The organism is Paracoccus sp. (in: a-proteobacteria), from assembly GCF_032007265.1.
Classification (GTDB): Bacteria; Pseudomonadota; Alphaproteobacteria; order Rhodobacterales; family Rhodobacteraceae; genus Paracoccus.
Genome location: NZ_DALZMB010000119.1, coordinates 1 through 11012, shown reverse-complemented (window position 1 = coordinate 11012; position 11012 = coordinate 1). Strand labels below are relative to the sequence as shown.

Below are 11012 nucleotides of genomic sequence, written 5' to 3'. Positions count from 1 at the left end.
ACGGAGCCCCTGCTTGCAAAATCGGATGCTCGGGTTCGAACCAAGCTGCAAAAGCACGCCGCGAACCTGCGCCGGGCATTTCGTGAAACCGGACAAAAGCGTGCATCTTATGGATGTCGCGGCGCACAGATTTTGCCAGTGCATTCAGTCTGACCATTAGCGGATCGGCAGGGTTGGTCCAAAAGATGCGATCACTTTGAAGCCGCGTCAGCGCGCCGTAAAGCAAGGCCCAACGTTCGGGATCAGAATGAAACCCCACGGTTTTGGCGAAAGCCAAAAAATCCTTGCTGACGCGGACAACAACCGCGCGAGCTTCTGGCATCGGCGTATTCCCAAACAGATCTTTTGGCTCTTCATGATCAGCCCAAAGAACATCCTCGGCGGGAACCCCCGCACTGGCCAGTTGTCGTGCCGCACTGCGCCAAGCCTCGAAACGATCAAACCTTGGCAGATCGACCCGGATCATCAGAACAGCGAAAGTTGCTCTGGTGGCGGCGCAAATTTTGCGCGCAACCCATTGCTGTCGATCAATCCCCCCGGATGCCAATCTGCCAAAGTCACAAAGGCGCGGGCCTTGGACATGATCGCGCCCATTCTTAAAAGATCTGCAAACCGCAATGTGGTGCTTTTTCGCGCAGCCAAAATCTTGGTGACGGTTTTTGTGCCAAATCCGGGCACACGCAAAAGCTGTTCCTTGCTGGCCCTTGCGATATCAATGGGAAACTGCGCGCGATTGGCCAAGGCCCATGCCAGTTTCGGGTCGATATCAAGATCAAGATTTCCATCAGGACGCGCCTGACCGATCTCATCTGCGTCAAATCCATAAAATCGCATCAGCCAGTCAGCCTGATACAGCCGATGCTCTCGGATCAAAGGTGGCTTGATCAGTGGCAAAATGCGCGACGCATCGGGAATGGGGCTGAAGGCAGAGTAATAGACCCGCTTTAGCGCGTAGCCTGCATATAAATTGGCCGAGGTGCGCAAAATATCGCGATCATTCGTCCCATCCGCGCCGACGATCATCTGGGTCGATTGCCCCGCCGGCGCGAAACGAGGCGGGCGCTTGCCGGTAAAGCTGCGCTCTTTCGCGGCCTCGCGCGACAGGCGCACATTGGCCATCGTGGTCCGGATCGTCTCGGGTCGTTTTTCGGGCGCAAGCTTTTTCAGGCTGCGATCATTTGGCAGTTCGATATTGACCGAAATCCGATCGGCCAGCAAACCTGCCTCGGCGACCAGCTCGGGGGCGGCATCGGGAATTGTCTTTAGGTGAATGTAACCTTTGAAACCATGTTCGACCCGCAACATCCGTGCGATACGAACCATATCCGCCATGGTTTGATCGGGACTGCGGATAATGCCCGAGGACAGAAAAAGCCCCTCGATCATATTGCGGCGATAAAACTCAAGCGTCAGCGTGACCACCTCTTCCGGTGAAAAACGCGCCCGCTCGACGTTGCTGCTGACCCGGTTGATGCAATAGGCGCAGTCATAGATGCAGAAATTCGTCATCAGAACTTTCAGCAAACTGATGCAGCGCCCGTCTGGCGTATAGGCATGGCAGATGCCGCTGCCGCCCGCCGACCCGATCCCACCCGAGCGCGCGTCGCGCCGCGTCGTCCCGCTTGAGGCGCAGGAAGCATCGTATTTTGCCGCGTCCGAAAGGATGGCCAATTTCTGCTGAAGCGTTTTCTGAACCATGATTGCATCTTTAAGTTCATCTTTTGTTCCGGTCAAGCCGGATCGATGCCACCCCAGGCCAGCACCAATGATCCGCTTACGTTCAGACCAATTTCGACTTTCAGGCACGCATTGCACCGACCGTCGGGCGAGTGGTCAAGAATGGTGCCCTCGCCCGACGGGCCACGGTGACAATTGGCTGATCGGTTAGACCCTCCAGAAACGAAGGCGGCCAATCCTTCGCAGCGCGGCCGAATTGGCCAATGAGATCAAGCCACACGCCCGCGCGGGCGGACGGGACCATGACGCAATAGTGCTTTGATTTGGCGGTCAAATGCCAAGCCAGTACATCCGGCAGGTGGGGCAGCTTTTGCCTGCTAAAACTAGGGTTGATATTGCTCGTCGGAAACCTTCTCCAGCCATTTGACCGACGAGCCGTCAAGCGTCTCGGAGAAGGCAATATGGCTCATGCCGACCGTCGGGCTGGCGCCATGCCAGTGTTTCACGCCAGGCGGAATCCAAGCGATGTCACCATGCCGGATTTCGTGAATGGCGCCGCCTTCGTGCTGAACCCGACCCACGCCTTGCGTGACGATCAGTGTCTGGCCAAGCGGATGGATATGCCATGCGGTACGCGATCCGGGCTCGAACGTGACGGTCGCACCGCCGATCCGCGCATCGCCACTGCCTTTGAAGCGGTCATCCACCCGCACATTGCCGGTGAAATTTTCAGCGGGACCAACCGCGGAGGGCTGTGATCCGGCACGGGTGATGACGACCTCGGCCTGGGCGACGGCGGGAACAGCCAGCGTTAGTGCCGCCCAGATCAGTGCAACTTTTGCGGCGCATTTCTTCATGATCGCGGGTCCTTTCAGGCTGAGGGGTTTTGAAGCGGCACGAATGATCATTCGCCCAAGGTCTGGGTCACGACGGCAAGCGCGCGGGTTGCCTTGCCCCAGCCTGCATAGAAAGCGACATGGGTCAGGGCCTCGGCGATTTCATCGCGGGTCAATCCAGCTTCTAGGCCTTGGCGCAGATATGGCTGCAACAGATCGGTGTCGCCGGTGGCGGTCAGAGTGGCGATGGTCACAAGGCTGCGGTCGCGCATGCTCAGGTCGGCGCGGCGCCAAAGATCGCCAAAGACGACCCGATTGCTCAGATCGGCAAATTTCGGCGCGACCTCGCCGAATTGGTCGGACACGGTATCGGCTGCCGCGAAGTCCGAGGCGGCGGCCGACAGCGGCGCCATCTCGGCTTGCAGGGCAGCGAAATCGATATCGCGTTCGGTATAAACGCTGTCATAGACCTCAAGAGCCGACACCGCGTTTGGCCAACCCGAGTAGATCGCAAGGTGCGTCAGGACCGCCGATGCCTCGGTTGGGGTCACGCCATTATTCAGGGCGCGACCAAGATGACCACGAAGCTGCGCCGGCTTGTTCGTGGCGATAAGAACCGAAATAATGGCCAGGCTCCGATCACGCGGTGACAGCCCCTGCCCCGGCCAGATCTCTCCGAACAGAACCTCATCTGTGTAATTAGCCATGCCGGGTGCCAGTTTTTGCTGAAGCGGACCTGATGGCCGTGCTTGATTGCCTTGCTGCGTCTGCTGGTCGCTGGCTTGTGGCGATTGGGCTTGCGCATGGTTCGCTGCTGCGATGGCAAGCGCGACTACGACTGCTGCGAGTTTCATATCGGCTATCAAATCTCTTATCATTGATGCGAACGCGCGGGCAGAAAGCTGGCCCCAAAAGTCGTGCCACCTGCATTACAAGGGGAAGTCAGGGGATCGAGGCCCAGTAAAAGCAACGGGCCCCGTTGCTAACGCGCGGACTTTGAAAGCGGGCCTGTCCGACGCAGAAGCGAAAGACAGGCAAGCATGGATCAGGACTGGTCAGAGCCGATCGTACGGGCGAAAAACGGCGTCAATGCGCCCATTTCGGCGTCAACATGTTCGGGCACCCAATAGGTTCCGATGGCCGTTGCCCCCTCGATCTTGACCAGCGCCTTGTCCTTGGTGCCCGTCGCTTTGGCAAAGGCATCCTCGGTCATGTAAAGGCTGTCAGCCTTGCTGCCCGCGAGCATGAGCAAGGGCTGATCAATCAGTTCGATCTCGTCCGTGGCGTCCCAACGCATCAGATCCATAAGACTACTGAGCGTATAGGCCCCCCCGGAATTCGGATAGGCCCCCGAATTGGGATGGCCGTGGGTGCGCTCATAATAGATCACCCCCTCGCGGTACATTTCGAAGGGCAATGCGGCGATCTGATCATCCGTTGCTGCAGCGCCGCCCCCGATATACTGGATCTTGCCCCCGGCGGCCTGCTGCGCGCGTGCCTGCGAAGCTTGGCGTAGACGGTCCTGAATGGTGTCGATTGCCGAATCCGCAAAGCCATTGCGCCGAACGCGCCCGGTATTGAACATGCTCAAGGTCGCAACTGATTTGAAGCGCTTGTCGGTTTTTGCAGCTTGCAAGGAATAGCCGCCACCGCCGCAGATCCCCAGCAGGCCAAGGCGCTTGGCATCGACGCCGCCATATTGGGTGATGAAATCTGCCGCGCCATGAATGTCTTCGGTGCGATATTGCGGCTTATCCATATTGCGCGGCTCGCCACCGCTTGCCCCCTGATAGGCGGCATCCATCGCGATGGTAATATAGCCCTGTTCCGCCAATCGCTGTGCAAACAGGCCCGCGACCTGCTCTTTCACGCCGCCGTTCGGATGCGCGACGACGATCGCGGGGTATTTCTGGCTCGGGTCGTAATTCGCCGGGGTGTAGACATTGGCGGCGATGTCCAATCCGTTCAGCTTGTACGTGACCGGGTTGATGCCGACATGGCCCGGCAGGTTTTCGGTAAGGGCACCGTCATAGACCAGCGTGAACGGATTCTGCTTATACTCAGCTGCGCCAGCAGGGGTTACGGCCATTTTATGGGCTCCTAGAACTGCTCCTGAAAGAATGATCGCCGATGCTCCGAGAAGCCTTCGCCTTGTGTTGTCGATGGCGTCATTGGTCATGCCGCTCTCCTTTCACATTTTCAGAAATGATGCGCGCGCGACGTGATCCGAGGTCGCGGGCTGGGGTTTCGCTAGTCCAAGTTTTTTTCTGCCAGCAGCTTCGCGGTGTGGTCCGCGATCTCGAGGTTGTTCAGATCCGACATCAGGAAATGGGTGCCGCCGCGGATTCCGATTTCTGGCAGATGGACAAGCTGTGCGTCACCGCCGCGCTTGTTGATCGCCTCGACCCAGAGCTGCGCCATCGCAAGGCGCACCCGCCAGTTGTCCTGACCACGCTCGCTTGTCGGCTCGATCGGGAAGTTGTCGCCGTAATAGATGATGATCGGAATACGCGTCAGCTTCTCGAAATCTGCCAGCGGCACCGCCTCGGGCTTAAGTGTGCCGGCCGCACTGGGCATATCGGCAGGTAGCTCACCTTCGGGAAAGATGAATCCGCTGCCCGGCTCGTAGGATACGATTGCCTTGACGTTTTCGCTTTTGATCGCGGTCAGCCAACCAGGACCGCCAGCCTGCGAATGCGTGAACAGGATGGCGGGGCCGGTCTTATCGAACAGCGCAGCCATGGCGTCAGAGATCACGCCCGCATCATAGGGTCCGGTATTGGGCGTAACCGAGCGCAAAAACTGGTCCAGGGTCTCGGGCGTTTTGTCGAACTGCAAAGTCTCAAAATAGTTCGGCCATTTCCCAAGCCGGAACTGGTCGAAAAACAGCTGATCAAAGGGCGTCGGTTCAATCGTCGTGGCCAAGGTGCTGTTGCCCGCACGACCACGGCGCGGCTGATCAACCAGATAGACCGGGAAACCCCGCCGCAGGAAAATGGTTTGAAAACCTTCTCGGCCATCTGGCGTCATTTCCCAGCTTCGTGCCGATTGAAAGGCGCCGTGAAGCATGACGATGGGCAATGCCTTAGGGTTCTGGGGGACCTGATAGAAGGCGTAAAGATGATCCCCGTGGATGCTTTGCCCTGCGGGGGTCGGGTTGTTGTTGTCATAGGTGCCGGGGGTCTCGACGACGGTGCCGCCAACCGCGAAACTGCCCTGTTCTTGAATGATCAGCGGCTGGCCCGGATCGGCCATCGCCCCGCCGGTAGTGGCAAGAACAGAGGTCAGGAGCAGCGCCGGAACGGCTTTTTTCAGGATTTTTGCATACATGAATATCAAACCGTCCTTTGTGGTCTTCAGATGTCGTTGACCCGCTTCGCAAGGCCATGGATGGCTTGAATGGACCTCTTGGAAAAAGCTGTCGCCGCCATCAACTTGGGTGAAGGTTTAGGAAATCTTTGTCGCAGAGCTTTGTCAGCACCGGGCGATTTTGTCGCAAGATGTACCCCAGCCGCGGCCTGACACAGTTTTTTACAATTTAAAAAATGCGCCGCCTGCCCGACTGCGGTAATGGTTATCAAGTCGAGATCGGACCAGATGAATGGATGAAACGCTTCATATCGCCGTTGTCGATGACCATAGGGACATCCGCGACCTTGTCGGCAAGTACCTGGCAAAGCAGGGCTATCGGGTCAGCTTGGCAGAAAGCGGCTCTGCGCTGAAGCGTATCATGGAACGCAGCGCCATCGATCTGATCGTGCTTGATGTGATGATGCCGGGCGAGGACGGCCTGTCGGTTTGCCGCGAGATCCGGGGCTCAAGCCAGGTTCCGATCATCTTCCTGACCGCCATGACCGAAGAGATGGACCGGATCATCGGTCTAGAGCTTGGCGCCGACGACTATCTGGTCAAGCCGTTCAACCCGAGAGAGCTGTTGGCGCGGGTCCGGGCTGTCCTGCGGCGGGTCAACAGCCTGCCGCCGCAAACGCGGCAAACGACAAAGGCGCGAACCATTCGTTTCGCGCATTGGCATCTGGATGTCGGTCGTCATGAGCTGACAGATCGCGACGGTGTCGGCATTCCGTTAAGCACGGCAGAGTTTCGGTTACTGAAGGCTTTCCTAGAGCATCCCGGTATCGTCCTGACACGGGATCAGTTGCTTGATCTGACAGTCGGGCGGGCGTCGGATGTCTTTGATCGCAGCATCGATAACCATGTGAGCCGCCTAAGAAAGAAGCTGGAGGAAGATCCCAAGAACCCTTCGATCATTCGCACGCATTGGGGCGGAGGGTATAGCCTGTCCGCCGAGGTCGTACCGGAATGATCCATTGGTAGCGCAGCAGTCTTGCCGCCCAATTCATCGGCTTTGTGCTGGTGACGTTGATCGTGTCGCAGGCATTGTTCTTTTTCATATCGCGCAACGAGCAAGAGCGGGCGTTGTACACGGCCTCGAAAAGCGAGTTCTTTACCCGCGCGACATCGATCACCCGTCTCATGGGCTCATTGCCTGATGAATTGCGCAATGAGGCATTAGAGGCGACCGAGACCGCCTTTTCGCGATTTTGGATTTCCGACAGCGCCCCTGATAATGCCGATGACTGGCGCAGGCGCGCCGCAGATGAGCTGGCAAGGCCGCTGGCCAATTTCGTCGACTTTCACCAACATCCGGGTTTCGACCTTCAATCCGCGATCGACAGTACCACAAGGGACGAGATCATTTCCGCCAATGCCGGTCAGGCCTGGCTGACGCCTTCGGCGGTGACATGGAGCCTGCCGCAAACCGCCCGGTATACGCCACTTGGCGGCAGCCGCGGTTTCGGCATTGCGGTGAAACTTGATGACGGCACATGGCTGAATTCAGCTTATTATAATAGCACGCCGACCTCGTGGTGGAATTCGCAGACGTTGGCTTGGCTGGCATTGGCCGCCATCTTGCTTTGCGTGATCGCAACCCTTGCCGCAAACCGGATCGCCCGGCCTTTGCAGCGCCTGACGGCCGCCGCCGAGGCGCTTGGCAGGGGCGAAAATGTGCCCCCCCTGCCCGAGGAAGGAACGGATGATATTCGGCAAACCACAGCCGCATTCAACCGGATGCAGGACCGCCTTTTCCGCTTTATCGAAGACCGCACCCGAATGCTGGCGGCAATAGGTCACGATCTGCGCACGCCCCTGACCTCGCTGCGCCTGCGTGTCGAGTTCGTAAGCGATCCCGACACGCAGCAAAAGATGCTGGCCACGATCGATGAGATTCAAACCATGACAGAAGCAACCATTGCCTTTGCCCGCGGCGAAGCAACTAAAGAAGACACACGTGCTGTCGATCTTAACGCTTTGGTTGGCAGTCTGTGCGATGATCTTGCGGAAATGGGACAGCCTGTCACCTATGAGGATGCCGAAAAAACAACCTATCGCTGTCGCCCCGACAGCCTGCGCCGCGCCATTCGCAATATTATCGAAAACGCTGTGCGCTATGGTGGCAAGGCAAGGGTCAAGCTGTGCCGCAACGAACAAACCATTGATATCATAGTAGAGGATGATGGACCCGGCATTCCCAAAGCCATGCACGAACAAGCCTTCGCGCCGTTTTATCGTATCGAAGCGTCGCGAAATCGAGAAACCGGGGGGGTTGGCTTGGGTCTGGCCATCGCAAGGACGATCCTGCGCCATCATGGCGGGGACATCGTCCTTAACAATGACAATCCGAATTTCCGGGTCGTGATCAGCCTGCCACGCAAGCAATAGCCCAAGATCCTGTTCTGGATGCGTGCCGGGGCTATTCCCCCTGGATGTGGCGGCCTGGCATGGGTTGGCAAGATGCTTCGTCACCTGACCACAGTCGCCAAGCGTACATTTTGCGACAAAATTCGCTGTTGCCGACAAATCTCAACGACAAATCTCACCTATGTTTGCTCAAGGTCTGTTCGTCATCCGTCGGCAGATCAAATGGTATTTTTACCAATAATAACAGCAATTTGACGGGAAAACATGCTTCCTGCTCGCATATTTGCAATCCACAAAAGGATAATGATGAGCCGCAATACCCTTCGAGCCGCCCTGATCGCGCCAGTGCTAAGCGCTGTCGGCCTTTTGGCCTGCCAGGTCCATGCCGAACCGAACCGTGTGACATTCCCGAAAACCCTAGAAGGTCTTGTTCACTATACCGGTCGCGAGCGCGGAAACTCGGTCACCCATATCATGACCACCCCCAAGCTGATCGAGACCGTCAAACAGGGTCAGACCGTGCCAGATGGTGCGAAGTTCGTTCTGGTCGATTATCGCGACGGCGACCTTTATCGCTACTTCGTGATGGAAAAAGGCCAAAACTGGGGCAACGAATACGACGAGCGGAGGCGCACGGGAGATTGGCAGTTCCAGTGGTTTTGGCCCGATGGCCGGGTGAATATGGATGAAAACACCAGTCGCTGTCAGTCCTGCCATCAGGGCGCAAGCGACAGTGACTTTCTATTCACCTATCGCGAAATTCAGGCCTTCGACGGCACCAATCCCGTGAACTAGGCGCGCCTTGCCAGCACTCCATGACGGAAGAACGCCTATGACCCGAACCTTTCTTCTACGCCTCGTATGTGACTTTATCGCGATTGGCTTGTTGATGGTTGGCCTTGCCTATTATTGGCTCGGCAATCTTGCCCATGAGCTTGCCGGAACGGGGATGTTCTTGCTGATCATCGTGCATAACCTGTTCAATCGCCGTTGGTATAAGACGCTTGCGCCAGGGCGACCTCGGGCAGGTGGGCTGATCAATGGCGCGACCATTGTTCTGCTTGCAGCCGCGATGCTGGTGTTGCTGCTCACAAGCCTTATGATTTCGCGATCAATGTTCACCTTTCTGCCATTCAGTGGCGGCTTTTCGACGCGCCAGATCCATATTCTGGTCGCCTGGTGGGCCTTGATCATTGTCTCGCTGCATCTTGGCATGCGTTGGGCGATGCTGATGAACCTTGCGCGACATCTGTGCCAAATTCACAGGCCAGCGCGCTACCGACGGCGCTGCTGCGTGGGATCACCGCGGTCATTGCCATTCAGGGCATCCGCAGTTCATTCGACCTTGGTTTGGGCACCAAGCTTACGGCGCAGCTTTCGATCGATTTTTGGGACTTCAACCAATCAACGATCGGCTTTTTCGCGCATTTACTGGCAATCATCGGCCTTTACATGGCACTTGGCCACTATGTCACGCGGTGGTCCCACAGCAGAAACCGACCCTCGGCATCACGCTGGGGAGCAGCCATAAAAGATGTGCCATAGGAAAGGACCGGGCATCTTTCCCGACCGGAACGTCAAAGCCGCACAGCTGCTAGGTCATGGATTGAAAGCCCCTAGATTTTTAGACGCCTTGCTTGGTAGTTCTGGAAGCAAGGCAGACGCGATATCCGGAACGAAGCTCACGGATGCGTTCAAGCGGGTTGCGGTGGCCCAGGTTGCGGATCGTGGCTATCCGGTGCGCGAGGTGGCCGAGCGCTTGGTCGTTAGCACCGAGTCAATTTATACTTGGCAATAGCAGCTTTCGCGGCCTGCGAAAGTGATCCAAGAGATCAAGGCGCAAGCCGATGAAATCCGCCTGCTCAAGCGCGGTCTGGCACGGGTTACAGCGGAGCGAAAAATTCTAAAAAAGGCGAACGCATACTTCGTCCCAGAATCCCGGTGGGGTATACGTTCATTGCACTGATCCGGCTTATTTTTGCAGTTAGGTCCATGGGTCGAATGCAGCGTGTTCACCCCAGCGGCTTTTACCCTGCCCCACGAACTTCCGGCACATATATCTCTTTCGCTGGCCCGGCACTAGGGTTCATACTCATCGAGTTTCTCAGTCTGCCCGCGCGCCGCGCAACCAGCCTAGGGCAAGCGCCGCAATCGGGATCACAGCAAGCGCAATGCTCATATCAAGGCTGCCGCCGGTGATCAGCGTGAAGTTCGACACGACCAGCCAAAGGCAGCCGACCAGGCCGATGCTTGCCAGCGTCGGCGCGATGCGGGTGGACGATGCACGGCCCACAGCCAGATCGGGAGCTTTGCGGAAGAAACTGAATACGGCAAGCGAGGTTCCCAGCGTCAGAATGATCATTCCCAGCGTCGCCACTCCGGCCATCGAGCCGAAAACCGCGACCAGCGGATCAAGCTGCAAGATCGCGAAAATCGCCCTCGCCGTTCGACTGGATCAGCGCCGTCGAGGCAAAACGGCTTAGATCGAGCCTGCATCGCCTTGGGAGAATGGTTATTGCGAGAGCTTCAACGCCCGCTTTCACGACAAGCTGCTGAACGGGGCGGACTTCTACGTTGTCCGCGAGGTACAGATCCTGATTGAAGGGTGGAGGAAGCATTACAACACCAAACGAGCACACAGCGCATCGGGCTATCACTCACTGGCGTCGGAAGCCATCGTCCCGATAGACCAGCAGCCGGCCACGCACCAGCTTTCAAAACGAACGACCCAAGTTTCGGTGATCATGTGGCTTTTTATGTTTTGCACATGGGTTTAGA

At 57.4% G+C, this 11012-nt stretch carries 12 protein-coding genes and 1 pseudogene; 6 read left to right on the top strand and 7 right to left on the bottom strand.

Annotation, left to right across the window (positions count from 1 at the left end; all coding sequences use genetic code 11):
* The 6 genes from RTS12_RS17970 to RTS12_RS17945 form a co-directional block, all read right to left on the bottom strand.
* A partial coding sequence (locus RTS12_RS17970) for a DUF4130 domain-containing protein (protein ID WP_312530964.1) occupies positions 1–466 on the bottom strand: 466 nt, incomplete at its 3' end.
* Positions 466–1698 carry a putative DNA modification/repair radical SAM protein gene (locus tag RTS12_RS17965; protein WP_312530962.1) on the bottom strand — a complete coding sequence of 411 codons (1233 nt, stop codon included), beginning with the start codon at positions 1696–1698 and terminating at the stop codon, positions 466–468. The genes RTS12_RS17970 and RTS12_RS17965, both read right to left, overlap by 1 nt.
* 362 nt (positions 1699–2060) lie before the next feature.
* Positions 2061–2534, bottom strand: a complete 474-nt coding sequence (locus tag RTS12_RS17960) for a cupin domain-containing protein (RefSeq protein WP_312530960.1) — start codon at positions 2532–2534, stop codon at positions 2061–2063.
* A gap of 47 nt (positions 2535–2581) precedes the next feature.
* The gene (locus RTS12_RS17955) at positions 2582–3220 is read right to left on the bottom strand and encodes a carboxymuconolactone decarboxylase family protein (protein ID WP_312530959.1); all 639 of its coding nucleotides are present in this window, start codon (positions 3218–3220) and stop codon (positions 2582–2584) included.
* Positions 3221–3558: 338 nt separating this feature from the next.
* Entirely contained in the window at positions 3559–4692 is a 1134-nt protein-coding gene (locus RTS12_RS17950; protein WP_312530957.1) for an alpha/beta hydrolase, read from the bottom strand.
* A 71-nt stretch (positions 4693–4763) separates the two neighbouring features.
* Positions 4764–5843, bottom strand: coding sequence for an alpha/beta fold hydrolase (locus RTS12_RS17945; protein WP_312530955.1), 1080 nt, complete (start codon positions 5841–5843; stop codon positions 4764–4766).
* A gap of 271 nt (positions 5844–6114) precedes the next feature.
* On the opposite strand from RTS12_RS17945, the gene RTS12_RS17940 reads away from it, so the two are divergent.
* The 5 genes from RTS12_RS17940 (at position 6115) to RTS12_RS20805 (ending at position 10032) form a co-directional block, all read left to right on the top strand.
* Positions 6115–6837: a response regulator gene (locus tag RTS12_RS17940; protein WP_312530954.1), complete on the top strand. Its 723-nt coding sequence runs from the start codon at positions 6115–6117 to the stop codon at positions 6835–6837.
* Between the two features lie 50 nt (positions 6838–6887).
* Complete coding sequence (locus RTS12_RS17935; protein WP_312530953.1) at positions 6888–8255, top strand: ATP-binding protein; 1368 nt, start codon at positions 6888–6890, stop codon at positions 8253–8255.
* A gap of 285 nt (positions 8256–8540) precedes the next feature.
* Positions 8541–9029, top strand: a complete 489-nt coding sequence (locus tag RTS12_RS17930) for a cytochrome P460 family protein (protein ID WP_312530952.1) — start codon at positions 8541–8543, stop codon at positions 9027–9029.
* Between the two features lie 384 nt (positions 9030–9413).
* Positions 9414–9779, top strand: coding sequence for a hypothetical protein (locus RTS12_RS17925; protein ID WP_312530951.1), 366 nt, complete (start codon positions 9414–9416; stop codon positions 9777–9779).
* Complete coding sequence (locus tag RTS12_RS20805; RefSeq protein WP_409455707.1) at positions 9769–10032, top strand: transposase; 264 nt, start codon at positions 9769–9771, stop codon at positions 10030–10032. Before RTS12_RS17925 ends, RTS12_RS20805 begins: the two co-directional genes overlap by 11 nt.
* Positions 10033–10338: 306 nt before the next feature.
* Here the strand turns inward: RTS12_RS20805 and RTS12_RS17920 are convergent, their stop codons facing one another.
* Positions 10339–10656: a hypothetical protein gene (locus RTS12_RS17920; RefSeq protein ID WP_312530949.1), complete on the bottom strand. Its 318-nt coding sequence runs from the start codon at positions 10654–10656 to the stop codon at positions 10339–10341.
* 26 nt (positions 10657–10682) lie between these two features.
* Between RTS12_RS17920 and RTS12_RS17915 the strand changes: the two are divergent.
* Positions 10683–11011 (top strand): annotated as a pseudogene (locus RTS12_RS17915) (integrase core domain-containing protein); the annotation flags it as partial.
* Position 11012: the final 1 nt, after the last annotated feature.